Origin of the sequence: Geobacter hydrogenophilus (assembly GCF_018501225.1) — a bacterium.
In the GTDB taxonomy this organism is placed as follows: domain Bacteria; phylum Desulfobacterota; class Desulfuromonadia; order Geobacterales; family Geobacteraceae; genus Geobacter; species Geobacter hydrogenophilus.
Genome location: NZ_JAHCZI010000001.1, coordinates 163060 through 189809, shown reverse-complemented (window position 1 = coordinate 189809; position 26750 = coordinate 163060). Strand labels below are relative to the sequence as shown.

Below are 26750 nucleotides of genomic sequence, written 5' to 3'. Positions count from 1 at the left end.
GCAATGAAATTAGGTGATCTGAAGATTGGCAGTCGGCTTGGTTTGGGGTTTGGCGTTACGCTGGTGCTGCTGTGTGTGCTGACCTACCTGGGAATAGGCGGCATGGGCACCATCGATGAGAAGCTTGAACGGATCGTTAATGTCAACTATGCGAAGATCAAGCTGGCCAATGATGTTACGACGGAGATCAATGGCCTCATTGAACAGATCGAACTGATGATGGTGAGGGACCAGGCGGCCAGGGTCGAGGCGAAGGAGAACATTGGAAAACACCGGGCCTCGTACCAGGAGGCCATGGCGAAGCTGGAGAAGTTGGAGACCACCGACAAGGGGAAGGAGCTGATCGCCGCTGCCAAGGGGGCCATCGACGCGGCCCGTAAGGCCAACAACGAAGTGGTCGAGATGGCCGTTTCCGGCAGGACTGCTGAGGCTGTTGCCACGTTCAACCGGGAGGCGTATCCCCTGGATATGAAAATCAAGGGTGCGTTCAGCACCCTGGTGCGCTATCAGGAGGAGCGGATGGTCCAGCGTCACACCGAGGCCCAGGCAGCCTATGCCGATGCGCGCTTCTTCATGCTCGTGGTGGCAGGGGTGGCGATCGTTATCGGTGTGGTGGTGGCGTTTCTCATCACGCGGGGGATTACCCGTCCGCTCAATGTTGCGGTTGGGGTTGCCGACCGCCTTGCCAAAGGTGATCTGACCGTGGCCATCGTGTCAACGGGCAAGGATGAGACCGGCGCTCTTCTCACGGCCATGCGGAACATGGTCGAGAAGCTGACTGCGGTGGTTGCCGATGTGAAGATCGCCGCCGACAACGTGGCCTCGGGAAGCCAGGAGCTGTCGGCCAGCAGCGAGGAGATGAGCCAGGGGGCCACGGAGCAGGCAGCCGCGGCTGAAGAGGCGTCGAGCAGCATGGAGCAGATGTCTTCCAATATCCGCCAGAACGCCGACAACGCCACCCAGACCGAAAAGATCGCGGTCAAGAGCGCCGATGACGCGAAGCAAGGGGGCAAAGCCGTTGCCGAAACAGTCCATGCCATGAAGGAGATCGCAGGAAAGATCTCCATTATCGAGGAAATCGCCCGCCAGACGAATCTTCTGGCCCTGAACGCGGCCATCGAAGCGGCCCGGGCAGGGGAGCACGGCAAGGGGTTCGCTGTTGTAGCCGCCGAGGTGCGGAAACTGGCCGAACGGAGTCAGCATGCGGCGGCGGAGATCAGTGAGCTTTCGTCCACAAGCGTTCAGGTGGCCGAAGCGGCCGGGGAGATGCTGACCCGCATGGTTCCCGATATCCAGCGGACCGCGGAACTGGTGCAGGAGATCAGCGCGGCGTGCAAGGAGCAGGACACCGGCGCCGAGCAGATCAACAAAGCGATCCAGCAACTGGACCAGGTGATCCAGCAGAACGCCGGCGCCAGCGAGGAGATGGCCTCGACGTCGGAAGAGCTCGCGAGCCAGGCCGAGCAGCTCCAGTCAACCATCGCCTTTTTCCGGATCGGCGAGGAGGCCGCGGTCCGCAAAACTTCATCGGCAAGTGTCCGCCGTCCTGCTCCCGTCAAGAAGATCCCCGCAGGGCAGCCGGAAATCGCCCATGCCAATGGCTATGCAAACGGCTATCACAAGCCGGCTCGGGTGGCGGCGGGCGGGGTTGTCCTCGATCTGGAGGGTGGCAGCGACGGACTCGATGCAGGGTTCGAACGATTCTGAAGAACTCACGGATAACAGGAAGACGCCGCGACGAGACGCGGCGTCTCCTCCTCCAATCTCGTAGAACAGATCAGGTAATTCCTGAACTGCTAAAGAATTTTCATAGTCTGTCGATATATATTCTATACAAGCAAAGGTTCAGGGGGGCGGAACGCCTGTGCCCGGACCCGAAGAGAAACCCCCCTGAGGAGGTTACCATGAGCGTTGCGGCAATAACGGAAACACGGCAGTATCTGACCTTCAAGCTGGATGAGGAGATCTTTGCCGTGGATGTGGCGAAGGTGCGAGAAATCCTTGAGTTCACGACCATTACGAAAGTCCCCCAGACCCCCGGTTTCATGCGCGGCGTCATCAATCTGCGGGGGAGCGTGGTGCCGGTTATGGACATGCGGCTCAAGTTCGGCATGCCCGTGACGGAGAAGACTGTCAATACCTGCATCATAGTCGTGGAAGTGAACCACGAGGGCGAGACCATCATTATCGGTGCCCTGGCCGACTCGGTGCAGGAGGTCTTCGAACTGGAACCCGAGCAGATCGAGCCGGCTCCCCGGATCGGGACCAAGCTCAACACTGAATTCATCCTGGGGATGGGGAAACATGATGGGCAGTTCATCATGATCCTCGACATCGACCGTACCTTCACCAGCGATGAAATTGCCACTGCTGGCGTCGTGGCGGGAGAGGCGGCCTGACTACTGAATGTTGACAGAAGCCACTGACAGTCGAAACCTCCCGGCGGCCATGAGCGACCGGGAGTTCTCGCGATTCGCCGAGTTCATCTATGACCAGTGCGGCATCAAGATGCCGCCGGCCAAGAAGACGATGCTGGAGGCGCGGCTCCAGAAGCGGCTCAGGGCGCTGGGCCTGAGGGGGTTTCAGGACTACGCCGATTTCATCTTCAGCCGCGAGGGGGCAGGGCTGGAGCTCGTCCACCTCATTGACGTGGTCACCACCAATAAGACCGATTTTTTCCGCGAGCCGGCCCATTTCGACTTCCTGGTGGGAAAGGCCCTCCCTGACTTGGCGGAATCGCGGGGGATCGGTTTCCGCAAAGGGCTCTCCCTCTGGAGCGCGGGATGTTCCAGCGGCGAGGAGCCCTATACCCTTGCCATGGTGCTTGCGGAATTCGCCGAGCAGAACCAGGGGTTTTCCTACAGCATTCTTGCGACTGATATCTGCACCACCGTCCTTGACAAGGCAAAGCTGGCCATCTACGAGGAGGAGCGGGTCGAGCCGGTCTCCCTTCCCCTCAAGCGGAAGTATCTCCTCCGGGGGAAGGACGGCCAGAAGGGGCTCGTGCGTATCGCACCCGAGCTTCGCAGCCGCATCAGGTTCCGCCGGCTCAATTTCATGGACGACGATTTCGGCCTGCGGGAGCCCATGGACATCATCTTCTGCCGCAATGTCATCATCTACTTCGACAAGCGGACCCAGGAGCGGCTTCTTAACAAGTTCTGCCGCCATCTGATCCCCGGTGGATACCTCTTCATGGGTCACTCTGAAACCCTGTCGGGGCTCGATGTCCCCCTGGTCCAGGTGGCATCCACCATCTACCGGAAACCGCAATGAAAGCCATTGCGCCCGAACTCCCAAAGGTGTATCTGAAACCGGGAGAGCTGCACTTTGCCGCAACGCCTGCTGTGGTGACCACGGTCCTCGGTTCGTGCATATCGGTCACCATGTTCGATCGCCTCAGTGGTGCCGCCGCCATCTGTCATGCGTTGCTTCCGGAGGGGCCGCGGTCCGATGCCTTCCGTTACGTCGATTCCTCCATTCTTCACATGCTCGAAATGTTTGCGGCCCATGGTGTTAACCGGCAACGCCTTGAGGTGAAGGTTTTCGGCGGCGCCGACATGCTCGGCGCAGGGGGAAGCAGGGTGGGAGTGGGAAGGCGCAACGTGGAGATAGCGATGCAGGTCCTGGCCGCCGAGGGACTGTCAGTGGCTTCGCAGGACGTGGGGGGGACGAGGGGGCGGAAGCTCTTTTTCGTGGCCCACACCGGCGAAGTCTTCCTGAAGCGTCTCCGCCGGGGCAGTGGAATGAACGGGGCGTAAAACTCCATAACCAGGGAACGCCATGAAGAAAATCAAGGTGCTCATCGTTGACGATTCGGCGGTGGTGCGGCAGACCATGGCCGACATCCTCGCCTCGGACCCCCACATCGAGGTCATGGCGCCGGCGGCCGATCCCTTCATCGCCGCGGAGCGGATGCGGGAGCAGGTCCCCGATGTCATCACCCTTGACGTTGAGATGCCTCGCATGGACGGCATCACCTTCCTCAAGAAGATCATGAGCCAGCACCCCATTCCGGTGGTCATGTGCTCGACCCTCACCGAGGGCGGTTCGGAAACGGCCCTCAAGGCTCTGGAATACGGGGCGGTGGAGATCATCCAGAAACCGAAGCTCGGCACCAAGCAGTTCCTGGAGGAGTCGCGGGTCCGGATCTGCGACGCGGTGAAGGCGGCGAGCCAGGCCAGGCTCCGCAGGATCACGCCGCGTACCGGCAAGGAGATTGCTCCCAAGCTCTCCGCCGATGTGATCCTGGAAAAGCCGGGCTCAAAGGCCATGATCCAGACCACCGAGAAGGTGGTGGTCGTGGGGGCTTCCACCGGCGGCACCGAGGCGCTGCGGGTGTTCCTGGAGGGGCTTCCGGCCGATTCCCCTCCGATTGTCATTGTCCAGCACATGCCCGAGGGGTTCACCCGGGCCTTTGCCCAGCGGCTCGACGGCATCTGCCGCATCACAGTGAAGGAGGCGGCCGACAACGACACGGTGTTGCGGGGGAGGGCCCTCATCGCCCCCGGCAACCGGCACACGCTCCTCAAGCGGAGCGGCGCCCGCTACTACGTGGAGATCAAGGACGGGCCGCTGGTCTCCCGCCACCGACCCTCCGTGGACGTCCTGTTCCGCTCGGCGGCCCGCTATGCCGGAAAAAATGCCGTGGGGGTCATCATGACCGGCATGGGGGACGACGGCGCCAGCGGCATGAAGGAGATGAGGGATGCCGGCGCCGTCACCATCGCCCAGGACGAAGCCACCTGCGTGGTGTTCGGCATGCCCAATGAGGCCATCAAACGTGGTGGGGCCGACCGGGTGATCCCCCTTGATGCCATCGCCCGGGAAGTGCTGCGGCTGTGCGGGTAGCGTGAGGCTTGCTTCCGGTCTCCCTCCGGAGTATGCTGGTTCGAGAGTTGTCGTTGCATTCATCTCCGCACGGAGTTTTTTATGGCAGAAGAAAAGTTTTTCCTCGGCCGCCAGCCGATTCTCGACCGTGAGCAGAAACTCTACGGTTTCGAGCTCCTCTTCCGTTCGGCCGATACCCTTCACGCCAATGTCACCGATTATCTCCAGGCCAGCGCCAGCGTTATCTTCGATGCTCTCTCCAGTTTCGGCCTCCGTGAAATCCTCGGCAAGCACAAGGGGTTCATCAACGTCAATGCCGATGTCCTCATGAGCGAGGCCCTCGAACTCCTCCCCCCGGAAAAGGTGGTCATCGAGCTTCTGGAGCATGTCCCCATCACCGAAACGGTCATATCCCGCTGCCGCGAGCTGAAGGAGAAGGGGTTTTCAATCGCCCTTGACGACCATGTCTACGCGCCGGTCTACGAACCCCTCTACGAGATTGTCGATGTCATCAAGGTTGATCTCATGCGTACCGGCATGGAGCGGTTGCGAGCAGAACTGGAGACCTTCAGGCACTGGAAGCCGAAACTTCTGGCCGAGAAGGTGGAGACCGTCGAACAGTACGAGCAGTGCGAGGCCCTCGGTTTCACCTACTTCCAGGGGTACTACTTCGCCCGCCCTGTTGTGCTGACCCGTACCCGCGTCGACGTGGGGCGGATCGCCATCATCAAACTCTTCAACCAGCTTGTGGCCGAGGTTGCTATCGACGAGCTGGAAAATACCTTCAAGCAGAACCCGAACCTGATCATCAACCTCCTCCGGTTGGTGAACTCCGTATCCGTGGGGCTCAAGAGCAGGATCACCAGCATGCGCCATGCGATCATGGTGCTTGGCTACCACCAGTTGCGCCGTTGGGCCATGATGGCGCTTTTCGCCAACACCGCCCAGGCGGTTGGCGATAACCCGCTTCTGGTTATGGCGGCAACCAGGGCTCGCCTCATGGAACTCATTATTTCGGAGCAGCCCACCGCACTCCTTGACCGCGAATATCCCGACCGGGCTTTCATGACCGGCATTCTCTCCCTTGCCGACGCCCTGCTCAAAATGCCCATCGAGGAAGTGGTGGCCCCCCTCAACCTGAACGAGGACGTCTGGCAGGCGCTCCTCGCAAGGGAAGGTGAACTGGGCATCCTCCTCCAGCTTGTGGAAAAGATCGAGAGGGACGATTTCGACGAGATCTCGCCTCTCATCGCACGCTTCAGCCTCTCCATGGCGAACCTTGCCCCTGTCCAGCTGGCAGCCTGCAACTGGGTCAACGGCATGGATGACGCCGTCTGATTGGGTCATTACCCCTCCATCCTTGACTTTCCGTCGGCATACCTTCATACTGCCGGTTTATTCATGGGGCAAATCCCCGTGAAAGCATCCGTTTTTTCGGGAGATTTTCCATGAAGCCTCTGTTTCTCAATCCCCCCACCTACGAAGATTTCGACGGCGGAGCCGGCGCCCGCTACCAGGCATCCCGGGAGGTGACCTCCTTCTGGTACCCCACGTGGCTCTGCTTCCCCGCCGGGATGATCGACGGCTCCCGGGTGGTGGACGCCCCGGTGCAACGCTTCACCATCGATGACTGCCTGGCCATTGCCCGTGATTTCGACATGGTGGTGATGTACACCTCCACCCCGACCCTAGCCCTCGATATCGCCACGGCCCGCCGCGTCAAGGAGCAGAAGCCGGCCACGGTGACGGTCCTCACGGGCCCCCACGTTTCCGTTCTCCCCGAGGAGACCCTGCGCCAGGGTGAAGGGGTCATCGACATCGTCTGCCGCGGCGAGTTCGACTACACCACCAAGGAACTTTGCGAGGGCCGCGAGTGGGCAAGAGTGGACGGGATCAGCTTCTGGAAGGACGGGAAGATCCACCACACCCCGGACCGTCCGCCGATCCAGGACCTGGACGCGCTCCCCTTCGTGGCGCCGGTCTACAAGCGGGATCTTCCCATTGCGGAATATGTCATCCCCCACTTCAAGAACCCCTACGTCTCCATCTACTCCAGCCGCGGCTGCCCCTCCAAGTGCATCTACTGCCTCTGGCCCCAGACCTTCTCGGGCCGGGCCATGCGGACCCGCTCGCCCCAGAACGTCTACGAAGAGGTGAAGTGGATCGTCGACAACATCCCCGAGATGCGGGAGCTTTCCTTTGACGACGACACCTTTACCGCCGACCGCAAGCACGCCCGCGAAGTGGCCGCGAAGCTGAAGCCCCTGGGGATTTCCTGGACCATCAACGCCCGGGCCAACTGCGACTACGAGACCCTCAAGATCATGCGCGAGGCAGGGCTTCGCCACGTGGTGGTGGGGTACGAGACCGGCAATGAGCAGATCCTGAAGAACATCAAGAAGGGGGTCACCAAGGAGCAGGCCATCGAGTTCACCAGAAACTGCAAAAAGCTCGGCCTCTCCGTCCACGGCGCCTTCATCATGGGGCTCCCCGGCGAGACCCGCGACACCATCCGCGAGACCATCGAGTACGCCAAGGCCCTGGACCTCAACTCCATCCAGGCCTCCCTGGCGTCCCCCTATCCCGGCACCGAGTTCTGGGATCTCTGCCGGCAGGAGGGGTGGATCGCCTCCGAGGCCTATATTGACGACACCGGCCACCAGATGTGTGTCATCAACTATCCCCACCTCTCCAACAAGGAGATCTTCGACGCGGTGGAGCTCTTCTACAACAAGTTCTACTTCCGCCCCAAGTACATCGGCCGCAGCATCATGAAGATGATCGTGGACGGCGAGGAGCGGAAAAAGCTCCTGAAGGAAGGGAAGCAGTACCTGGAGTACATGCGGAAGCGGAAAGCTGCCGGATCATCCTGCTGACGGCCGCCATCCCATGAAAGAGCTCATCATCAACGCCGACGACTTCGGCCTCTCCGACGGCGTCAACAAAGCGGTTATCAAGGCCTGGCAGGAGGGGATTCTCACGTCCGCCTCGCTCATGGTCGGGACGGATGCCTTCCACGAGGCGGTGCACCTGGCCAAGGCCAACCCGGGGCTTCAGGTGGGGCTCCATCTCACCCTCGTCCAGGGGCGGGCCGTGGGAGAGCATCCCAAATTCCCCCGGATCTGCGACGCCAAGGGGCTTTTCACCGACGATCCAGTCCACGCGGGGATGCGCTACTATTTCATCAAGCCGTTCCGCAAGCAGCTCCACCGGGAGATCGAGGCCCAGATCGAGCGCTTCCTCCAGACCGGTATTCCCCTGTCTCACATCGACGGCCACCTGAACATCCACATGCACCCGGTGGTCTTCGACATCCTCTGCGAGCTCATGCCCAAGTACGGCATCACCACCTTCCGCCTCAGCCGGGAAGACCTCCGATCGAACCTGGTCGTCGACCGCTCGCGGCTTTTCGGCAAAGCAACGGACGCCTTCATCTTCTCGAAGCTGGCCAATCGCTGCCGTCCCGTCCTGGATCGTCTCGGCATCGGCTACACCCGGGAGGTGAAGGGGCTCCTCAGTTCGGGGCGGATGACCGAGTCGTACCTCCTCAAGGCCCTCGATACGCTGGAGGAAGGAACCACCGAGATCTACTTCCATCCCGGTTGCCTCCCCTGCGCCGAAATCACCCGGCGCATGCCCGACTACCGGCACGAGGAGGAACTGGCCGCCCTCACGAGCAGCCGGGTGAAGGGGCGCCTGAAGGAGCTGGGCATCGGGCTCAAAAACTACCGGGGCGAGGTCAAGACGTATGCTTAAAACGTTTATCATCATGCTTATGGCCGTCTCGGCCGGCACCATCGGCGACATCCTCCTCGCCAAGGGGATGAAGGAGATGGGGGATATCTCGGCCATGAACCTGCGCGGGATCCTCAATGTGGCCATCCAGGCCCTTGCTACGCCGAAGCTGATCATCGGCACCGCCATGCTGGCGATCTTCTTCTTCCTCTGGCTGGCGGTCCTCTCCTGGGAAGACCTCTCCGTGGCCCTCCCCATGCAGGCCCTCAACTACGTCCTCGTGGCGTTCCTCTCCCAGTGGTTCCTCGGCGAAACGGTCTCCCCCCTTCGGTGGACCGGCACCATCCTGGTCTGCGTCGGCGTCATGCTCATCACCAAGAGCGGAGCCCATTGAAAGACGGGAAGCGGGAAACCGTTACCAGGGACCGGAAAGAAAAAAAGGGAGCCATGATTGGCTCCCTTTTTCCATGTGGCAACGTGCGACGCCTATTTCTTCGACTGAATTTCCTTGACCGCCTTCTCGAATAGCTCGGGGTTGAACCCCTTCAGAACCTTCTTGTCGTCGCCGATGACGATGACAGGAACCCCCTGGCTCTTGTACTTTTTGGTCAGCTCGTCCATGGCCTTCTCGTCCAGCTCCACGTCCTTGTTGATGAAGGGGATGTTGTTCCTCGTGAAGTATTCCTTGGCTTCCTTGCAGTGGGGGCACCAGGCGACCGAGTAGAGGACGATCTTCGGATAGGCCTGCTGTTTCGTTGCCGTGGCGTCGACTTTGCTCTGGCCGGCAGCCGGCGCTTCCGCTGCCTGGCTTGGTGCTGCAGCCAAGGCGAACAAGAGCAGGAGGATTATGGCTGATATTTTCTTCATGACTCGGTTCTCCTTTGCTGTACAATTGGGCTGTCGTCTTTCCTGACTATACCGGAAAGGCGCGCCAAGTCAAATGTCCACGGGGAGCAGTACCATGAGCGCACGCATACGTATCCGGAGCGCCCTGGCCGGCGAAGGTCTGGGGAATGAGATAATGATAAAAGGGTGGGTGAGGACCATCCGGGCCGGGAAAGAGGTCGCCTTCCTGGCCCTGAATGACGGCTCCTGCTTCGCCAATCTCCAGGTGGTGGCCGAGCCGCGGCTCGCCAATTTTGCCGATATCTGCGCCATCGGCACCGGCGCCGCCGTGGCGGTTCGGGGGATACTTGTGGAGTCGCCGGCCAGCGGCCAGCGCTACGAGATCCATGCCGAGGAGGTGGAGGTGATAGGGGCTGCCGACGAGAGCTATCCCCTCCAGAAGAAGCGCCACACCTTCGAGTACCTGCGGAGCATCGCCCATCTGCGCCCCCGCTCCAACACCTTCGGTGCGGTATTCCGGGTCCGCTCCTCCGTGGCCCAGGCAGTGCACCGCTTTTTTGCCGAGCGGGGATTCCTCTATGTCCACACCCCCATCATTACCACCAGCGACTGCGAGGGGGCCGGGGAGATGTTCCGGGTTACCACCCTTGATCCGGCCGCTCCACCGCTTCTGGAGGGGGAGGTGGATTTCAGCCGTGACTTCTTTGCCGCCCAGGCGGGGCTCACCGTGAGCGGCCAGTTGGAAGGGGAGCTCTTCGCCCAGGCCTTCAGCGACATTTATACCTTCGGCCCCACCTTCCGGGCTGAGAACTCCAACACCCCCCGCCACGCCGCCGAGTTCTGGATGATCGAGCCCGAGATGGCCTTTGCCGACCTCATGGCCGACGCGGCCCTGGCCGAGGAGTTCTTCCGCTATCTCTGCCGCCATGTCCTCGACGCCTGCGGGGAGGACATGGCGTTCTTCAACGACCACATCGACAAGGGACTCATTGCCCGGGTTGAGCAGGTGGCGAACTCCTCCTTCGCCATCATGGAGTACGGCGAGGCCATTGAGCGCCTCACGAAGGCGACTGTTAAGTTCGAATACCCGGTGGAGTGGGGGCTCGACCTCCAGACCGAGCACGAGCGCTATCTCACCGAGCAGGTGGTGGGAGGGCCGGTCTTTGTCATTAACTATCCCAAGTACATCAAGGCCTTCTATATGCGGATGAACGACGACGACAAGACCGTGGCCGCCATGGATCTCCTCGTTCCCAAAGTGGGAGAGATCATCGGCGGGAGCCAGCGGGAAGAGCGGCTCCATGTCCTTGAAGGGCGCATGGCCGAGGTGGGCGTCAATCCCGAGGGGCTCTGGTGGTACCTGGACTCCCGCCGCTGGGGCTCCACCCCCCACGCCGGCTTCGGCCTCGGCTTCGAGCGGCTCATCATGAACCTCACCGGCATGGAGAATATCCGCGACGTGATACCGTTCCCCCGCACCCCCCGTCACGCGGAATTCTAACCCAGATATTCCATTGGGCGGTGCGAAGCATCTGCACGAGCCCTGCCGGACGCTTTCCAGCATCTTGCCGCCCGTTCTCCTCACCAATAGCCCTGGCTATTGCCTCGTCAAACGGACGACAATCTGCAAGGAAATCGCCTCGACAGCATCTCGTGCCCCAATGGAAAATCTGGGTTACAACGGTCCTTTTCCGCCCTAGCCGTGTCTGCCTTCATGATTGCTTGTGCGGCATACCGTGGGGTATGCCTCCGCGCAATCCTTCGTCAGCCACCCCCAGAACGAAAAAATCCTCGTTTTTTGTTTTTTGGAGCATGCACATGTTCGTCTTCTCGGCCCGCTTTCACATCTTCCTGCCGACCGATTCTCTCAAGGGGAAACGGGGGATCGTGAAGAGCATCATCGCCAGAGCACGGCAGAACTTTAATGTTGCCGCGGCAGAGGTGGACCTGCAGGATGTCCACGGCGAGACGGTCATTGCCTTTGTAACCGTGGGGGAAAACCGCTCACGGGTCCGCCATCTCCTGGAGCGGCTCGAGGAGTGGATCGCCGAGGAGCGGCCCGATGTGGAGATCGTGGCCTCCCTCATTGAGGAATGTTAAGAGATAAAAAAGATAATTTTTGTCTCTTTTATTGTTGACCTTTTTCCGTTTCATGGTAAGGTTGATCCGTATTTCGGCTCCCCGAAAATTCCATCAACCATAAGGAGGAAGAGTCATGGCCTATGAAGCTAAGGATTACGCGAAACTGCTCGGCATGGAGGGGTTCAGCGAGGCGCTCCTTAAAAACCATTTCACCCTGTACCAGGGGTATGTCACCAATACCAACAAGGTGCTCGACATCCTCGACGGGATGCTCAAGGCGGGGAACACCGCAACCCCCGAGTATGCGGAGCTCAAGCGCCGCCTCGGGTGGGAGTTCAACGGCATGCGGCTCCACGAGTTCTACTTCGAGAATCTGGGGGGGAAGGGGGGCATCGACCAGAGCGGGAAGCTGGCCGCCAAACTGGCCGCCGACTTCGGGAGCGTCGAGGCGTGGGAGAAGGACTTCCGGGCCACCGGCGCCATGCGGGGGATCGGCTGGGCCGTCCTCTACCAGGATTCGGCCAGCGGCAGGCTCATGAACTTTTGGATCAACGAGCACGATGTGGCCCATCCGGCCGGCTGCACGCCAATCCTGATCATGGACGTGTTCGAGCATGCCTTCATGCTCGACTACGGGCTCAAGCGGGCCGACTACATCGAGGCCTTCTTCAAGAACATCGACTGGAAGGCTGCCGAGGCGCGGCTGAAGTAACCGGGCAGTTGGGGATAATCGCAGAGGGGCAATTCGACGGATTGCCCCTCTGGTTTTTTCAGCGAGGAAAAAACCATGAAAGCACTCATCATCAGCGCCGACCAGTTCGAGGACTCCGAACTTCTCGCCCCCTACTACCGTCTTCTGGAGGAAGGGATAGCGGTGGACGTGGCATCCATCCATCGCGGAACCATAACGGGGAAGCACGGCTACGAGGTGCAGGCAGACAAGTCCCTTGCGGAGGTGAATCCCGAGGGGTACGCCATCCTTGTCATCCCGGGGGGAAAGGCGCCGGCGGCCGTCCGGAAAGAACCCGCAGCCCTCGAAATCTGCCGCAGCTTCTTTGCCCATAACAAGCCCGTTGCCGCCATCTGCCACGGCCCCCAGATCCTTATCAGCGCCGGTCTCCTGTCGGGACGGCGGGCCACCTGCTACAAATCCGTCGCCGACGAGATGCGAGGAGTAGGTGCCCTCTACGAGGACAGCGAGGTGGTGGTTGACGGCAACCTGATCACCTCCCGCCAGCCGTCGGACATCCCCGCCTTCATGCGGGAGATCATGAAAAAGCTTAAGGGGTAAGATGCTTCGGTTCGGGCTGATACTTTACAGGAAAGCCGGAAGGGAGCCCGTCCCAGCCGGCTTTTTTGTGGCCTCTTCCCCTCTTCACACCATGGGCCACTAATGCTATGCTCTCACGGCGAAGCTTCCATAAATCCACCCGGAGACCTCTATGGCCAACGAAGACCTGGGAAAGCTGAAGATCGACAAGGGCGCCCTTGCCCGTTCCGGAGGCAGGCGCCGGCCGCGCTACTGGATTGCGGCAGCCGTGGCGGTGGTTGTCCTCCTGATCCTCTTCGTGAGCGGCGTCCTTTCGCCGGCGGTAACCGTGGAAACGGGCACCGTGACGCAGGTCTACCCTTCCCAGGCTTACACGCTCCTGAACGCCAGCGGTTATGTGGTGGCCCAGCGCAAGGCCGCGGTGGCCGCAAAGGTGACCGGTCGGCTCGACTGGCTGGGAGTGGAGGAGGGGAGCCGCGTGAAACAGGGAGAAGTCCTTGCCCGCCTGGAAAACCTCGATGCCGCGGCAGCCAGGGATCAGGCCGCCGCCACCGTGAAAACTTCCCGGGCGAACCTCGACCAGGCCAAGGCCGAGCTCACCGATGCCACCCTTGCCTTTGAGCGGGAGAAACAGCTCCTGAAGGAGGGGATTGTCGCCAAGGCCGAGTACGATTCCGCCGAGGCCCGCTACCGCCGGGCAAAGGCGGCAGTAGCCGGGGCCAATGCCGCAATCGTCGCATCGGAGGCGGCCCTCAGGGGGGCCGAGGTGAATCTGGAATACTCCTTCATCCGTGCCCCCTTCGACGCCGTGGTCCTCACCAAGAACGCCGATATCGGCGATATCGTCACCCCCATCGGCGCTGCCGCCAACGCCAAGGCCGCCGTGGTCACCATTGCCGACCTCGGCTCCCTCCAGGTGGAGGCCGATGTCTCAGAATCGAACCTTGAGACGGTAAAGGTTGGGCAACCATGTGAAATACAGCTGGATGCCCTTCCCGAAGTGCGTTTCCGGGGCAGGGTCCACATGGTGGTCCCCACCGCCGACCGCTCCAAGGCGACGGTGCTCGTGAAGGTCCGCTTCGAGAAGATCGATCCGCGGATACTGCCGGAGATGAGCGCCAAGGTGGCATTTCTTCAACGTCCCGTGGCCCCGGGTGAGGAGAAGTCCAAGACGGCGGTGAACCCCGCGGCGGTAGTGGAGCGGGGAGGGCGGAAGGTGGTTTTTCTCGTGAAGGGGAACCGGGTGGTGGAAGCACCCGTCACCATCGGCGCGAAGATCGGCGAGATGCTGGAGATAACCGCCGGCGCCAAGCCGGGCGACAAGATCGCCATCAAGCCCCTGGACAAGCTCAAGGACGGGACGAAGATCAAGACGGCGGAGAAGTAGATGGCAGAAACCACCCCTCCCATCGTTGCCGTGCGCAACCTCTCCAAGTCGTACCGGCGGGGGCAGCAGACCGTGCCGGTGCTCCAGGACATCTCCTTTGACATCGCGCCGGGGGAGTTCCTGGCCCTCATGGGGCCGTCGGGGTCGGGGAAGAGCACGCTCCTGAACCTCATCGCCGGCATCGACAAGGCCGACAGCGGCACCATCACCATCGGCGGGGTGGAGATCACCACCCTCCCCGAGGCGGAGCTGGCCGCGTGGCGGGCCGGCAACGTGGGGTTCATCTTCCAGTTCTACAACCTGATCCCGGTGCTGACCGCCTTCGAGAACGTGGAACTGCCGCTCCTCCTCACGGGGCTTACCCGCCGGGAGCGGCGGGACCATGTGGAGACGGTCCTCTCCCTGGTGGGGCTCGCCGACCGGATGGACCACTACCCGTCCCAGCTCTCGGGGGGGCAGCAGCAGCGGGTCGCCATTGCCCGGGCCATGGTCACCGACCCGGAGATCCTCGTGGCCGACGAGCCCACCGGCGACCTGGACCGGGTCTCGGCCGGGGAGATCCTCGCGCTCATGGAGCGGCTCGTCCATGGCTTCGGCAAGACCATCATCATGGTCACCCACGATCCCCGGGCCGCCGAGCAGGCCCACCGGCTCCTCCACCTGGAGAAGGGGGAGTTGACCGACGGGGCAGGGTAAACCGTGTTCATCCTCAAGCTCCTCATACGCAACGCCTTCCGCCACAAGCTCCGGACCATCCTCACCATTGTGGGGGTGGCCATCGCCATCGTGGCCTTCGGCCTCCTGAGGACCCTGGTGGACCTCTGGTACGCGGGGGTGGAGGCGTCGTCGGCCTCCCGCCTCATCACCCGCAATGCCATATCCCTCGTCTTTCCCCTTCCCATTTCCTACAAGGACCGTATCCGCCAGATGCCGGGGGTGAAGGACGTCTCCTGGGGGAACTGGTTCGGCGGCATCTACAAGGACGAGAAGAACTTTTTCCCCAACTTCGCCGTCGAACCCAAGAGCTACCTGGCCATGTACCCCGAGTACGTCATCGACTCCTCCCAGGTAAAGGCCTTTGCCCTTGACCGCAAGGGGTGCATCGTGGGGCGAAAGACCGCCGAGCGCTTCGGCTGGAAGGTGGGGGATCAGGTGACGCTGCGGGGAACCATCTTCCCCGGCCAATGGGACTTCGTGATCCGGGGGATCTACCGGGGTGCCCAGAAGAACACCGACGAGACCCAGCTCTTCTTCCACTGGGACTACCTGAACGAGACCGTCAAGAAGACTCTTGCCCGCCGCGCCGACCAGGTGGGGTTCTACATGATCTCCCTCACCAAGCCGGAACTGGCGGCGGAGGTCTCCCTGGCGATAGATGCCATCTTCAAGAACTCCCTGGCCGAGACCCTGACCGAGACCGAAAAGGCGTTCCAGATGAGCTTCGTCTCCATGACCGAGGCGATCCTGATTGCCATCCAGATCGTTTCCTACGTGGTGATCGTTATCATCATGGTGGTGGCGGCCAACACCATGGCCATGACCGCCCGGGAGCGGATCGCCGAGTACGCCACCCTGAAGACCCTCGGCTTCGGGGCGATCCACATTGCGGGGGTGATATTCGGCGAATCCATCGTCATCGCTATGATCGGCGGGATTGCCGGGGTTGCCTGCACTTTCCCGGCGGCCCACTGGATCGAGACGGAGCTCTCCCAGTTTTTCCCGGTTTTCTCCATTGCCTCGCAAACCATTGTGATGGACCTGGCCGCCGCCCTCGTGGTGGGAGTCGTGGCAGGTATCTTTCCCACCTGGCGCGGGTCGACCATCCGCATAGCGGATGGTTTAAGGAGGATTGGGTAGATGAGCATCCCCTACTCCTACAGCTTCCGCAACCTCTGGACCCGGCGCCTGACCACGGTCCTCACCGCCTCGGGCATGGCGCTGGTGGTCTTTGTCTTTGCGGCAACCCTCATGCTGGCCGAGGGGCTCCGGAAGACCCTGGTGGATACCGGCTCCTACGACAACGTGGTGGTGATCCGCAAATCGGCCCAGACGGAGGTGCAGAGCGGCATCGACCGTTCCCAGGCGGCGGTGGTGGAAACCCAGCCCGAGATCGCGGTGGCGGGGGGAAAGCGTCTCGTCGCGAAGGAAATCGTGGTCCTCATCAGCCTTCCCAAGCGGGGGAGCGGCAAGCCCTCCAACGTCATAATCCGGGGGGTAAGTGCCACATCGCTTCTCATGCGCCCCCAGGTGAAAGTCATCGAGGGACGCATGCCGCGACCCGGCTCGGCCGAGATCATGGCCGGAGCCAGCATCGCCAAGCGCTTCAAGGGGGGAGGCATCGGCGAGACCCTTCGCTTCGGCATGCGGGACTGGACCGTGGTGGGGATCTTCGAGGCCGGCAACACCGGCTTCTCATCGGAGATATGGGGCGACGTGGACCAGCTCATGCAGGCCTTCCGCCGACCCGTCTACTCCTCCATCATCTTCAAGCTGCGGGACCCGTCGGAGTTCGCCAGGGTGAAGGAGCGGATCGAGGGCGACCCGCGCCTGACCCTGGAAGCGAAGCGGGAGATCACCTTCTACGCCGATCAGTCCCAGGCCATGGCCAAATTTCTCCGGATTCTCGGGATAACCCTCACCATCATCTTCTCCCTCGGGGCGGTCATCGGCGCCATGATCACCATGTACGCCGCCGTGGCCAACCGGGTCACCGAGATCGGCACCCTGCGGGCCCTGGGCTTCCAGCGGGGAAGCATCCTGGCTGCCTTTGTTCTGGAGTCGCTCTTCCTGGGGCTTCTGGGCGGGGTGGTGGGGCTCTTCTTCGCCTCGTTCATGCAACTGGTCACTATTTCCACCATGAACTGGCAGACCTTCTCGGAGTTGGCCTTCACCTTCACCCTCACCCTCGACATCATCGGCAAGTCGCTTATCTTTTCCCTCGTCATGGGATTCGTGGGGGGATTGTTGCCGGCGGTGCGGGCGGCGCGGATGAATATCGTGGACGCTCTGCGGGCGACGTAGTTGATTCACTATCCTGATTCGTATCGTTGTGGAGACCATCGTGAGACGTTACCTCGCCACCCGCCATCTGGCGGCCATCATGCTTTTCGCCTCCCTGATCCTGTACGCGGTAGACTACTTCATCATCGGCAGGGCAGAAGACGTTGCGGTGGGCTTTCTCGGCAACTTCGCCTTTCTGCCGGTCTACGTCCTCTTCGTAACCCTGATGATCGAACGGGTTCTCAAGGAGAGGGAGCGGATAGCGCTGCGGCAGAAGCTCAACATGGTGATAGGGATATTTTTCAGCGAGGTGGGGACCGAACTTGTGCGGATTCTCTCCCGGTTCATCACGGAGCCGGATGAACTGGGGGCACGGCTGAAGGTGCGGCCCCAGTGGCAGGAGCGGGATTTCAGGGAGGCCGATGTCTTTGTCGCCTCCGCCGAGTTGCGGATCGACAGTCGCAGGGGGGACTTGGCGCAACTCGGGAGTTTTCTGGCCGGCAAGCGGGATTTCATGCTGAGGATGCTGGAAAACCCCAACCTCCTGGAACATGACGAGTTCACGGATCTGCTCTGGGCCGTCTTCCACCTGACGGACGAGCTCATGTCGCGCAGAGCCCTGGAAGCTCTTCAGCCTCCAGACCTCGATCACCTGTCCGGTGACATGAAACGGGCCTTTGGCCATCTGGTGCGGGAATGGCTCATCTACATGCAGCACCTGAAGAAGGATTACCCCTACCTCTTTTCACTGGCGGTACGGATGAATCCCCTCGACCCCGAGGCCCATGCGGAGATAGCGTAAAGGCGGGAACGGGTCAGATTCCCAGAGCATTCTGGGCCTCAGCCAGGTAGGTGCGCACGGCGCCGGAGCTGACCAGGGAGAGCGTGCGGTCCGCCATCTCCCGTGCCGTGCGGATATCCACGGAGCGGATGGCCTTCTTGACCACCGGGATGGCGGGGGCCGACAGGCTCAGCTCGCGGATGCCCATCCCCGCGAGGAGTACGGCCATGACCGGGTCGGCAGCCATCTCGCCGCAGACCGATGCCGGCTTGTTGGCCGCAAGTGCCACATCCACCACCCGTTTGATGGAATGGAGAACCGCCGGCTGGCAGGAGTCGTAGTATCGGCGCACCTTCGGGTTGTTCCGGTCCGCCGCCATGGTGTACTGGATCAGGTCGTTGGTGCCGATGCTGAAGAAATCGACCTCGTTGACGAGGATGTGGGCGGTCTGCACGGCAGCCGGCAACTCCACCATGATCCCGAAGCTGATGTCGGGGTCGAAGGTCTGCCCTTCGTGGGCCAGTTCCTCGCGCACCTCCCCGAGGATCTTTTTGACCTGCCAGATCTCGGCGATGCTCGACACCATGGGGAACATGATTTTGACTTTTCCGTGAGGCGAGGCCAGGAGTATCCCTGCCAGCTGAACCCGGAAGATGTCCTCCCGCTCCAGCGACACCCGGATGGAGCGCCATCCCATGAAGGGGTTGTCCTCTGCCGTCATGGGGAAGTAGGGGAGCGTCTTGTCCCCTCCGATGTCGAGGGTGCGGATGGTGACCGGGTGGGGAGCGAAGCCTTCCAGCACCTTGCGGTAGAGTCCCACAAGCTCGCTGCGGGTCGGGAAGGCGGAACGGGTCATGTACGGGAACTCGGTCCGGTAGAGCCCCACCCCTTCGGCGCCGTTGGCAAGGGCGACCCGGATGTCGCTCAACAGGCCGATATTTGCCTTGAGCGCCACCGCTACCCCGTCCCGGGTCACCGCCGGCAGATCCCGCAGTTCCTCAAGCTCCCGCCTCTTGATCCCGAAGTCGATTTCCAGCCGCTCATACTCACCCTTTACCTTTTCGCTTGGGTTGATGTAGATGCGCCCCGAATTGCCGTCGACGATCACTTCGTCCCGCAACCCGAGCTTCTGGTGGATTCCCTCCACCCCCACCACCGCCGGTATGCCGAGGGACTTGGCCATGATGGCGGCGTGGGAATTCTTGTCTCCCTTTTCGGTGACGATCCCCAGGAGTTTTTCGTGGTCGAGGGTGGCCATGTCCGAGGGGAGTATCTCGTGGGCCACGAGGATCCGCTTCTCCCGCAGCCTGAGCCGCGCATGGCCCGACCCGTCGAGGAAGGCGATGATCCTCCGCCGGATGTCCTCCATGTCGGCGGAGCGTTCCTTGAGGTAGGGGTCCTCCATCTGGGAGAAGGCGTTCACGTAATGGGCGACCACCTCGTTCACGGCCCGCACCGCACCGTAGTCCTGCTCGATCAGGTCGTGGACCTTGGCGAGGAACCCCCGGTCTTCGAGGATCATCAGGTGGGTGTGGAAGATGGCGGCATCCTCCTTAGAAAGGAGCTCGGCCACCCTTTTTTCCATGCAGATGGTTTCTATCTTGGCCTTTTCGAGGGCCGTCTGAAGCCGGGTCCGCTCCTCGGCGCGCGACCGCACCGTTGCCACCCCCATCCCGTCATGCTCGTTCCGGCGGTCGATGATGACGGCCCTGCCGCGGGAAAAGCCGGCGGAAACCGGCGTACCCATCAGCAGGAGCGAACGCTTATCCCGCTTGCGCTTGTCGGCGGGCGGTTCCCCACCCGCCGGTGTCCCGATGGCCTTGAACTTTTCCAGTTCCCGTTCGAGCCGTTCCCGCTCCGCCTCTTTCAGGCGGATGGAATCCAGGAGCTTGGCGTTGATGACGATGCTGGAGATCTGGTAGGCGATAGTGGTGAGGGTGCTCACCTCTTACTGACGGAAGGTGCGCGCTTCCCTGGTCTGAATGACGATGACCCCCATGGGTAGCTCCCGCAGCATGAGCGGGATGCCGAGAAAGGAATTGAACCGTTCCTCGCGGGTTTCAGGGAAGTACTTGTAGCGGGGGTGGAGCGGAGCCTTGTCGGTGGTGACCATCCCCCCCGTCTCGATGACCAGGCCTGCAAGGCCCTCGGAGGTCTTCATGGTGATCTTGCCGACGGAGCTTTTCAGCAGACCCTTGGTGGCTGCGAGACGGAGTGTCCTGCCATCTTCTTCCAGCAGGTAGATGGAGCAGACATCAGTGCCGATCCGTTTTGCAACCAGATGAACGATGTTGTCGAGGGTGTCGGGAAGGTCGTGGGATTTGAGGATGAGGGTGCTGATATCCTCCAGTATCCGCAGACCGGTCGTCTCCAGTTGTTCTTCGGCCATGTACGCTGCCCTTCTCGCGAAAGTGAGTTAATTATAAGCCATGAACCGATCGATGAAAAGTCCGGAATCGGGAAAATCCTCATTGGGCGACCGCAGCGGTGGCGCCGCCCGTATTCCTCTGGTATAGTGTGCCCCAAGAATACCGGTACAAAGGAGAGGGACCATGGCGGATACGTTTGACGAGCTTCTGGCAAAGGGAATCAGTCTCGCGGAGGCGGGCGACTATACGGGTGCCGCCGCGCAGTTCAGGGAGTGCGTGGAGCGCGAGCCCGACAATGCCGAAGGGTACTTTTACCTGGGGGAGGCCCTGGGCGAGGAGGGGAAACTCCAGGATGCCCTCAAGGAATACGAGAAGGGGTTGAAGCTGGCGCCCAATGACCTTGACGCCCTCACCGCGGTGGGAGACATCAAGTTCGAGCTGGGGCAGTACAAGGAGGCCCTGGCGGCCTACCAGCGGGTGGTGGCGCTCGACCCCGACAACTCCGACGCCCACGTGAACATCGGCCTCGTTTACAACAGCCTGGAGCGGACTCAGGATGCGATCAAAGCCTTCGAGAAGGCCCTGGAGATCGATCCGGCCAACGTCTTTGCCTACAACGGCCTTGGCGACGCCTGGTATGGCCTTGACGAGCACGATAAAGCCATCGCCGCCTTCAAGAAGGGGATCGAGCTGGATCCGGACGATGCCGCGGCCCACTTCAACCTGGGTGAGCTCTACTACGACCTGGGAGAGCACGAGGAGGCCGAGCATGAGTGCCTGGAGGCCGTGCGGCTCGATCCAACCTTCAGCATGTCATACCTCACCCTCGGAAGCCTCTACATGGATAACGAGCGGGTCAAAGACGCCATCCGGCACCTGGAACTCTATCTCAAGCACGAGAAGTCTTCCCAGGCCAAGGAAACCGTTGCCGAGGTGCAGGCAGTGCTCGAAGGGCTGAGGGCCGAAGTGGGCTCGACTAATCACTGAAGTGCGGTATCATTGTCTTTAACGAAGATTATTTCCCAGAAGGAGGGATGATCCATGTCCGAAGACAAAAACAACACGCTGGTGGTTGGTTCGCTGATGCTCATTGCCGGAGGGATTCTCGGCGCGGGGGCCGCTCTGCTCTTTGCTCCCCAGTCGGGAAAGAAGACCCGCCGCGATATCAAGAAGCTTGCACGTCGGGCGCGGAGCGAGGCCGAGGAGATGGTGGAGGACTTCACCGACAAGGTCACCGATGTGGTGGATAACCTGAATGACAAGACTCAGGACATCCTGGCGCGGGGCAAGGAGATCTCCCTGGACGTGAAGAAGGATCTCCTCAAGGCGTTCGAGGAGGGGAAGGATCGTCTGGAGAAGGAAAAGTCACGGCTGGCCAAAATGATCGGGTAGAGTTGATGCGGCACGGCTGACCGGGAAAGGCGGGGCAATCACCCCGCCTTTCGTTTATCCCGCGTTCGGGGAGTCTCTGCGGCAAGAGAGTCAGGCTCAGGATAAGATGACACGGGAGGATCTATGGAAAAGGACCCTCGTCACGACGAACAGGCACGGCTCAAGCGAATTTTTTCCACTGATCGCGACTCCCTTCCTCCCGATGGCGGAGAAGGCTTCAACCGGCTCATCTTCGCCTCAAGCCCCTACCTCCTTCAGCATGCCGACAATCCCGTGGAGTGGTACGAATGGGGGGAAGAGGCTTTTGCCCGGGCCCAGGCCGAAGACAAGTCCATCTTTCTCTCCATCGGCTACGCCACCTGCCACTGGTGCCATGTGATGGCCCACGAGTCCTTTGAGGACGATGACGTGGCAGCGGTGCTGAACCGGGACTTCGTGGCCATCAAGGTGGACCGGGAGGAGCGGCCCGACATCGACGACACCTACATGCGGGTGGCCCAGCTCATGAACGGCAGCGGCGGCTGGCCCCTCACCGTCTGCATGACCCCCGACCGGGAACCGTTCTTCGTTGCCACCTACATCCCCAAACATTCTCGGGGAGGGATGCCGGGACTCATTGAAATCCTCGGCCGCATCGCCGAGGTCTGGAAGACGCGCCGGGAGCTGGTGCGCCAGAACTGTACCGCCATCCTCGGCAGCCTCCGGAACCTCTCCTTTGCGAATCCCGGGGAGATTGCCGGCGATGAGCCCCTCCACGGTGCCAGAAGCCAGCTGGGTACCATGTACGACCCGGTCAACGCCGGCTTCGGCCAGGCACCCAAATTTCCCATGCCCCTCAACCTCTCATTTCTCCTCCGCTACGGCCGGCGTTTCGGCGATGCCGGGGCCACCGCCATGGTCGTGGCAACCCTGGCGGCGATGCGGCGCGGCGGGATCTTCGACCAGCTCGGCTTCGGCCTTCACCGCTACAGTGTCGATAGCCGGTGGCTCGTCCCCCACTTCGAGAAGATGCTCTACGACCAGGCCTTGGTGGCCACGGCGGCCGTGGAGGCATTCCAGGCCACGGGGCGGGAGTTTTTCCGGAAGATGGCGGCGGAGATCTGTGATTTCGTCCTCCGGGAACTGGTGGCGCCGGAAGGGGGGTTCTATTCGGCCCTTGATGCGGACACCGAGGGGGAGGAGGGGAGGTTTTACCTCTGGACTCCGGCCCAGGTGCGGTCGATCCTTGGCGAAGCGGACGGGGATATGTTCTGCCGCCTGTTCGACGTGACCGAAAAGGGGAATTTCGAGGAAGCGAGCATTCTCAATCTCCCCGGCCCGCTCCATGAGTCCGCGCTGCGGGAAGGTGTCGCCCCCGAAGATCTCGATGTGAAGGTTCATCAATGGCGTTCGCGGCTTCTGGCGGAACGGGAGCAGAGGGTGCGCCCCTTCCGGGATGAAAAGATCGTGACCGCCTGGAACGGGCTCATGATCGCGGCCTTGGCACGGGTATTCCTGGCCGGGGGAGGGGAGCGGTTCCTCGTGGCGGCGGAAGCAGCCTTGGAGCGTATCCTTCGGGATCTGCGCAGGGCCGACGGACGGCTCCTCAGGAGCATCCACCGGGGGGAAGGGGAGGCGCCGGCCTTCCTTGAAGACTATGCTGCCCTCATTCACGGACTCCTGGCCCTCCACGAGGCGACCCTTGACTCCCGATATCGGGAAGAGGCCAGCTCCCTGGCCCATGGGATGCTTCGCCTCTTCTCAGGCGACGGAAAGGGGCTTTATGACACGGGAAACGATGCCGAGGCGGTCCTCATGCGCGGGCGGGAGACCCATGACGGCGTGATGCCGTCGGGAAACGCCCTGGCCTCAACCGCGCTCATCCGCCTCGGCCGGATTTCCGGCGAGGAACGTTTTGTCGCGGCGGGAGAGGAAATCGTCAGCGTCTTCATGGAAGGAGCCGGGCGCCAGCCTGCCGCTCATCTCCAAACCCTCATGGCGCTTGATCTCCTTCTGGGGCCGGAAGTGGAGGTGACCATCTCCGGGGGGAGTCGTGACGAGGTCCGGGGCATGTTGGCCGGGGTTGGACGAAGATTTATTCCGGGGCTTGTACTGAGGGAGGAAATGGAGCAGAAGGCTGGGATAGTAACCGCCCGGGTCTGTGCCGTTGGCACTTGCCACATCCCTGCCGACTCCCCCGCTGCGATTGAGGAGATCCTCAACCGCGCGCTGGATGAATGCTATCCCCCACCTACGCAAAAACCGTGACTCTCCGGCTCTGTTTGTGATAATAACCTCCCCTCGACTGTCATATATCAGGGGAACCAATGTCAGAAAAAAAGCAGATCGCCCGGGCCGCCGGCGTGCTGGGCCTTGCCACAATCCTTTCGCGTGTTATGGGTATGGTGCGCGATATGGTGGTTTCGCGCCTCTTTGGGGCCGGACTCGCCACCGACGCCTTCTTTGCCGCGTTCCAGATACCGAACATGCTCCGCCGCTTCTTCGCCGAGGGGGCCCTCACCTCCGCCTTCGTCCCCACGTTCTCCGAGTGGCTCACCCAGAAGGGGGAAGAGGAGGCGCGGGAGTTGGCCAACGCCTGCTTCACCCTCCTCACCATCGTCATGGCAGCGGTGACCCTAGCCGGGATTATGCTTTCGCCGGCCATCGTCTCCCTCATGTTCCCCGGCTTCAAGGTGGAACCCGCCAAGTTCGAGTTGACCGTGTTCCTGAACCGGCTCATGTTCCCCTATATCTTCTTCGTGAGCCTCGTGGCGCTCTGCATGGGAATTCTCAACACCGTCCGACACTTCTTTACCCCGGCCATATCCACGGTATTCCTCAATATCTCCATGATCCTCTGCGCGTGGTTGCTCCACGACCGCTTCCAGGTCCCCATCACGGCCCTGGCAATCGGCGTGATCATCGGGGGCTTTCTCCAGTTGGCCCTGCAGCTCCCGACCCTTTGGAGCAAGGGTTTCCCCATCCGGCCCCGTTTCAACCCAGGGCACCCGGCGGTGCGCAAGATCGCTCTTCTCATGGGGCCCTCAGTCTTTGGCGTCGGCGTCTACTACCTGAATATCACCGTCGGCAACATCCTCGCCTCCCTCCTTCCCCAGGGGAGCGTTTCCTATCTCTACTACGCCCAGCGGCTTTTCGAGTTCCCCCAGGGGATTTTTACCGTGTCCGTGGCCCAGGCTGTTCTTCCCTCCATGAGCCGCCAGGCGGCTGCGGGGGAAATGGACCAGCTCAAGGAGTCCCTCGCCTTCGGCCTTCGGCTTACACTCTTTGTCACCATCCCGGCCACCGCCGGCCTCATGGTCTGCGCGACCCCCATCTTCAGCCTCCTCTTCATGGGAGGTGAGTTCGACTACGCCAAGGCGGTCAGTTCGGCCGAGGCCCTTTTCTACTATTCAATTGGATTGTCGCTGGTAGCCTTGGTGCGGGTGCTTGTCCCTGCCTTCTACGCCCTGAAGGACACGAAGACGCCGGTTGCCATCGCCTTTACCGCCTTCGTCCTCAACGTGCTCTTCAGTCTTCTCCTTATGGGACCGCTGAAACACGGGGGGCTCGCCCTCGCCTCATCCCTCTCCGCACTGGGGAACATGGGGCTGCTTCTTTGGTTCCTGAGGCGAAAGATCGGTCCCTTCGGCGGGCGGAGGATCGTCATCTCCGGTCTCAAGGCCTTCCTGGCCGCCATTCCGATGGCGCTTGTCGTCCTCTGGGGGATGAGGCTGACTGATTGGGCGGCACCGGGAGGGAAGATCGTCAAGGCTTGTGTGCTCTTGGGGTCGATTGGCGTGGGGGTGGCGATCTTTATGACAGTTGCTCACGTGCTTCGGTGCGAGGAGGCCCGCGAGGTGGTGGGGCAGGTCCGGCGGCGGTTGGGGCGGTGATTGTTCAGGGCGTTCCGACGACTGTTCCGAAGGGATGAATCCCATGCAGTTATGAACAGGGATTGTATCGCAGCCAAGCGAAAAGGGCGTCGCGGTGCGTAAAATTTTGCTAACGTGGCGAATTATGGGTGAAATGATTAAAATATAATAAAAACAGCTAGTTACGGTGTGTTTAAAAAATGGGCAGAAAGTAAGAACCTTGCGATAAAGTATCTGTTTGTATAATTATCAACATCGTTGTCCACAGGTTGTCCACAAAATTTGTGGAAAATCGGTTACGGTATTGAAAATAGGTGCCAAAGATTCTCGGCTCCCCAGTTAGACTTCCCCTCGTTCCCGACGTTTTGCCTCTTCCCAGAGGGATTCCATTTCCTCCAGAGAGGCATCTTTGAGTGATACACCCCGCCCATGGAGGGTCTTTTCTACGTGTCCGAAACGCCCAGTGAAGCGGGTGATGGTTTTCCTGAGAGCTTCCTCCGGGTCAATGGAGAGAAATCGCCCGAGATTCACGATGGCGAAGAGGAGATCACCCAGTTCCGCTTCCATCTGTTCCTGGTCGCCGGCGATCATGGTTTCCTCAAATTCGTGCAGTTCCTCCATGACCTTGGCAAAAACTTGATCCACGTGGGACCAGTCGAAGCCCACCCGCGAGGCTTTCTCGGTCACCTTTTGGGCCTTCATGAGGGCCGGGAGGTGGGGGGGGACCCCTGACAGGGCCGATTTCCGCTCTTCCTTTTTCTCCTTCTGCTTGAGACGCTCCCAGTTCTCCAACTGCTCCTGGCTGGTCTTGATGATCTGGTCGCCGAATACGTGAGGATGGCGGCTCACTAGCTTGTCAGCCAGCGTTTCAAGCACCTCTTCCATGGAGAAGGCGCCACGCTCTTCGGCGACTACCGCGTGAAATACCGGTTGGAGGAGCAGATCGCCCAACTCCTCCCGGAGCATCGCCGACGACCCCGCGTCAATCGCCTCAATCACCTCATAAGCCTCTTCCAAAAGATACCGTTTGAGGGATTCATGGGTCTGTTCCGCATCCCAGGGGCATCCCCCCGGTCCCCTCAGTCGGCGCATGATCTCCATAATTTTTTCGAATCCCGCACCCTCGTTATTCATGGCGACTCTCTCCTGTCCGCGAAACGTAACGGGGCATCCGCCTGGATGCCCCGTTGACAGTTGAAATTGCAGA

General features: G+C 61.2%; 24 protein-coding genes and 1 pseudogene. 22 read left to right on the top strand and 3 right to left on the bottom strand.

Annotation, left to right across the window (positions count from 1 at the left end):
- Positions 1–3: 3 nt before the first annotated feature.
- From KI811_RS00895 to KI811_RS00855, 9 genes are all read left to right on the top strand, one after another.
- Positions 4–1707: a methyl-accepting chemotaxis protein gene (locus tag KI811_RS00895; RefSeq protein WP_214184604.1), complete on the top strand. Its 1704-nt coding sequence runs from the start codon at positions 4–6 to the stop codon at positions 1705–1707.
- 197 nt (positions 1708–1904) lie between these two features.
- Positions 1905–2399 carry a chemotaxis protein CheW gene (locus KI811_RS00890; protein WP_214184603.1) on the top strand — a complete coding sequence of 165 codons (495 nt, stop codon included), beginning with the start codon at positions 1905–1907 and terminating at the stop codon, positions 2397–2399.
- Between the two features lie 7 nt (positions 2400–2406).
- Positions 2407–3276, top strand: a complete 870-nt coding sequence (locus KI811_RS00885; RefSeq protein ID WP_214184602.1) for a CheR family methyltransferase — start codon at positions 2407–2409, stop codon at positions 3274–3276.
- Positions 3273–3761 (top strand): chemotaxis protein CheD, encoded by a 489-nt coding sequence (locus tag KI811_RS00880; protein WP_214184601.1) that lies wholly within the window; start codon positions 3273–3275, stop codon positions 3759–3761. Before KI811_RS00885 ends, KI811_RS00880 begins: the two co-directional genes overlap by 4 nt.
- 22 nt (positions 3762–3783) lie before the next feature.
- The gene (locus KI811_RS00875) at positions 3784–4851 is read left to right on the top strand and encodes a protein-glutamate methylesterase/protein-glutamine glutaminase (RefSeq protein ID WP_214184600.1); all 1068 of its coding nucleotides are present in this window, start codon (positions 3784–3786) and stop codon (positions 4849–4851) included.
- 81 nt (positions 4852–4932) lie between these two features.
- Positions 4933–6168 carry an EAL and HDOD domain-containing protein gene (locus KI811_RS00870; RefSeq protein ID WP_214184599.1) on the top strand — a complete coding sequence of 412 codons (1236 nt, stop codon included), beginning with the start codon at positions 4933–4935 and terminating at the stop codon, positions 6166–6168.
- A gap of 110 nt (positions 6169–6278) precedes the next feature.
- Entirely contained in the window at positions 6279–7706 is a 1428-nt protein-coding gene (gene hpnJ, locus KI811_RS00865) for a hopanoid biosynthesis associated radical SAM protein HpnJ (protein ID WP_214184598.1), read from the top strand.
- Between the two features lie 13 nt (positions 7707–7719).
- On the top strand, positions 7720–8586 hold the full coding sequence (hpnK, locus tag KI811_RS00860) for a hopanoid biosynthesis-associated protein HpnK (protein WP_214184597.1): 867 nt from the start codon (positions 7720–7722) through the stop codon (positions 8584–8586).
- On the top strand, positions 8579–8959 hold the full coding sequence (locus KI811_RS00855) for an EamA family transporter (RefSeq protein ID WP_214184596.1): 381 nt from the start codon (positions 8579–8581) through the stop codon (positions 8957–8959). The genes hpnK and KI811_RS00855 overlap by 8 nt, the downstream gene beginning before the upstream one ends.
- Before the next feature lie 92 nt (positions 8960–9051).
- On the opposite strand, the gene KI811_RS00850 is transcribed toward KI811_RS00855, so the two are convergent.
- A complete protein-coding gene (locus KI811_RS00850) occupies positions 9052–9432 on the bottom strand; it encodes a glutaredoxin domain-containing protein (protein WP_214184595.1) in 381 nt (126 codons plus the stop codon).
- Between the two features lie 94 nt (positions 9433–9526).
- Between KI811_RS00850 and asnS the strand changes: the two genes are divergently transcribed.
- The 9 genes from asnS to KI811_RS00805 all read left to right on the top strand — a co-directional run bounded on the left by asnS (position 9527) and on the right by KI811_RS00805 (position 17952).
- Complete coding sequence (asnS, locus tag KI811_RS00845; protein ID WP_214184594.1) at positions 9527–10912, top strand: asparagine--tRNA ligase; 1386 nt, start codon at positions 9527–9529, stop codon at positions 10910–10912.
- A gap of 317 nt (positions 10913–11229) precedes the next feature.
- Positions 11230–11511 (top strand): DUF503 domain-containing protein, encoded by a 282-nt coding sequence (locus KI811_RS00840; protein WP_214184593.1) that lies wholly within the window; start codon positions 11230–11232, stop codon positions 11509–11511.
- Positions 11512–11626: 115 nt separating this feature from the next.
- The gene (locus tag KI811_RS00835; RefSeq protein ID WP_214184592.1) at positions 11627–12205 is read left to right on the top strand and encodes a superoxide dismutase; all 579 of its coding nucleotides are present in this window, start codon (positions 11627–11629) and stop codon (positions 12203–12205) included.
- A 75-nt stretch (positions 12206–12280) separates the two neighbouring features.
- Positions 12281–12784, top strand: a complete 504-nt coding sequence (locus KI811_RS00830) for a type 1 glutamine amidotransferase domain-containing protein (protein WP_214184591.1) — start codon at positions 12281–12283, stop codon at positions 12782–12784.
- Positions 12785–12935: 151 nt separating this feature from the next.
- Positions 12936–14150 carry an efflux RND transporter periplasmic adaptor subunit gene (locus KI811_RS00825; protein WP_214184590.1) on the top strand — a complete coding sequence of 405 codons (1215 nt, stop codon included), beginning with the start codon at positions 12936–12938 and terminating at the stop codon, positions 14148–14150.
- A complete protein-coding gene (locus KI811_RS00820) occupies positions 14151–14846 on the top strand; it encodes an ABC transporter ATP-binding protein (protein WP_214184589.1) in 696 nt (231 codons plus the stop codon).
- A gap of 3 nt (positions 14847–14849) precedes the next feature.
- Positions 14850–16007 (top strand): ABC transporter permease, encoded by a 1158-nt coding sequence (locus tag KI811_RS00815; protein ID WP_214184588.1) that lies wholly within the window; start codon positions 14850–14852, stop codon positions 16005–16007.
- Positions 16008–17171: an ABC transporter permease gene (locus KI811_RS00810; RefSeq protein ID WP_214184587.1), complete on the top strand. Its 1164-nt coding sequence runs from the start codon at positions 16008–16010 to the stop codon at positions 17169–17171.
- 40 nt (positions 17172–17211) lie between these two features.
- Positions 17212–17952: a hypothetical protein gene (locus KI811_RS00805; RefSeq protein WP_281876030.1), complete on the top strand. Its 741-nt coding sequence runs from the start codon at positions 17212–17214 to the stop codon at positions 17950–17952.
- Between the two features lie 13 nt (positions 17953–17965).
- Here KI811_RS00805 and ptsP read toward each other — a convergent pair.
- Positions 17966–20320 (bottom strand): annotated as a pseudogene (gene ptsP / locus KI811_RS00800) (phosphoenolpyruvate--protein phosphotransferase).
- 163 nt (positions 20321–20483) lie between these two features.
- Here ptsP and KI811_RS00795 point away from each other — a divergent pair.
- The 4 genes from KI811_RS00795 to murJ all read left to right on the top strand — a co-directional run bounded on the left by KI811_RS00795 (position 20484) and on the right by murJ (position 25564).
- Positions 20484–21287: a tetratricopeptide repeat protein gene (locus KI811_RS00795; RefSeq protein ID WP_214184586.1), complete on the top strand. Its 804-nt coding sequence runs from the start codon at positions 20484–20486 to the stop codon at positions 21285–21287.
- Between the two features lie 54 nt (positions 21288–21341).
- Entirely contained in the window at positions 21342–21692 is a 351-nt protein-coding gene (locus tag KI811_RS00790; RefSeq protein ID WP_214184585.1) for a YtxH domain-containing protein, read from the top strand.
- Positions 21693–21815: 123 nt separating this feature from the next.
- Entirely contained in the window at positions 21816–23939 is a 2124-nt protein-coding gene (locus KI811_RS00785) for a thioredoxin domain-containing protein (RefSeq protein WP_214184584.1), read from the top strand.
- A gap of 59 nt (positions 23940–23998) precedes the next feature.
- Positions 23999–25564, top strand: a complete 1566-nt coding sequence (gene murJ / locus KI811_RS00780; RefSeq protein WP_214184583.1) for a murein biosynthesis integral membrane protein MurJ — start codon at positions 23999–24001, stop codon at positions 25562–25564.
- Between the two features lie 318 nt (positions 25565–25882).
- Here murJ and mazG read toward each other — a convergent pair whose 3' ends face one another.
- Positions 25883–26677, bottom strand: coding sequence for a nucleoside triphosphate pyrophosphohydrolase (mazG, locus tag KI811_RS00775; RefSeq protein ID WP_214184582.1), 795 nt, complete (start codon positions 26675–26677; stop codon positions 25883–25885).
- Between the last annotated feature and the right edge of the window lie 73 nt (positions 26678–26750).

Excerpts from the sequence above, each read along its gene's own strand:
- KI811_RS00895 (WP_214184604.1), top strand. The coding sequence starts at position 4 with ATGAAATTAGGTGATCTGAAGATTGGCAGTCGGCTTGGTTTGGGGTTT.
- KI811_RS00890 (WP_214184603.1), top strand. The coding sequence starts at position 1,905 with ATGAGCGTTGCGGCAATAACGGAAACACGGCAGTATCTGACCTTCAAG.
- KI811_RS00885 (WP_214184602.1), top strand. The coding sequence starts at position 2,407 with ATGTTGACAGAAGCCACTGACAGTCGAAACCTCCCGGCGGCCATGAGC.
- KI811_RS00880 (WP_214184601.1), top strand. The coding sequence starts at position 3,273 with ATGAAAGCCATTGCGCCCGAACTCCCAAAGGTGTATCTGAAACCGGGA.
- KI811_RS00875 (WP_214184600.1), top strand. The coding sequence starts at position 3,784 with ATGAAGAAAATCAAGGTGCTCATCGTTGACGATTCGGCGGTGGTGCGG.
- KI811_RS00870 (WP_214184599.1), top strand. The coding sequence starts at position 4,933 with ATGGCAGAAGAAAAGTTTTTCCTCGGCCGCCAGCCGATTCTCGACCGT.
- hpnJ (WP_214184598.1), top strand. The coding sequence starts at position 6,279 with ATGAAGCCTCTGTTTCTCAATCCCCCCACCTACGAAGATTTCGACGGC.
- hpnK (WP_214184597.1), top strand. The coding sequence starts at position 7,720 with ATGAAAGAGCTCATCATCAACGCCGACGACTTCGGCCTCTCCGACGGC.
- KI811_RS00855 (WP_214184596.1), top strand. The coding sequence starts at position 8,579 with ATGCTTAAAACGTTTATCATCATGCTTATGGCCGTCTCGGCCGGCACC.
- KI811_RS00850 (WP_214184595.1), bottom strand. The coding sequence starts at position 9,432 with ATGAAGAAAATATCAGCCATAATCCTCCTGCTCTTGTTCGCCTTGGCT.
- asnS (WP_214184594.1), top strand. The coding sequence starts at position 9,527 with ATGAGCGCACGCATACGTATCCGGAGCGCCCTGGCCGGCGAAGGTCTG.
- KI811_RS00840 (WP_214184593.1), top strand. The coding sequence starts at position 11,230 with ATGTTCGTCTTCTCGGCCCGCTTTCACATCTTCCTGCCGACCGATTCT.
- KI811_RS00835 (WP_214184592.1), top strand. The coding sequence starts at position 11,627 with ATGGCCTATGAAGCTAAGGATTACGCGAAACTGCTCGGCATGGAGGGG.
- KI811_RS00830 (WP_214184591.1), top strand. The coding sequence starts at position 12,281 with ATGAAAGCACTCATCATCAGCGCCGACCAGTTCGAGGACTCCGAACTT.
- KI811_RS00825 (WP_214184590.1), top strand. The coding sequence starts at position 12,936 with ATGGCCAACGAAGACCTGGGAAAGCTGAAGATCGACAAGGGCGCCCTT.
- KI811_RS00820 (WP_214184589.1), top strand. The coding sequence starts at position 14,151 with ATGGCAGAAACCACCCCTCCCATCGTTGCCGTGCGCAACCTCTCCAAG.
- KI811_RS00810 (WP_214184587.1), top strand. The coding sequence starts at position 16,008 with ATGAGCATCCCCTACTCCTACAGCTTCCGCAACCTCTGGACCCGGCGC.
- KI811_RS00795 (WP_214184586.1), top strand. The coding sequence starts at position 20,484 with ATGGCGGATACGTTTGACGAGCTTCTGGCAAAGGGAATCAGTCTCGCG.
- KI811_RS00790 (WP_214184585.1), top strand. The coding sequence starts at position 21,342 with ATGTCCGAAGACAAAAACAACACGCTGGTGGTTGGTTCGCTGATGCTC.
- KI811_RS00785 (WP_214184584.1), top strand. The coding sequence starts at position 21,816 with ATGGAAAAGGACCCTCGTCACGACGAACAGGCACGGCTCAAGCGAATT.
- murJ (WP_214184583.1), top strand. The coding sequence starts at position 23,999 with ATGTCAGAAAAAAAGCAGATCGCCCGGGCCGCCGGCGTGCTGGGCCTT.
- mazG (WP_214184582.1), bottom strand. The coding sequence starts at position 26,677 with ATGAATAACGAGGGTGCGGGATTCGAAAAAATTATGGAGATCATGCGC.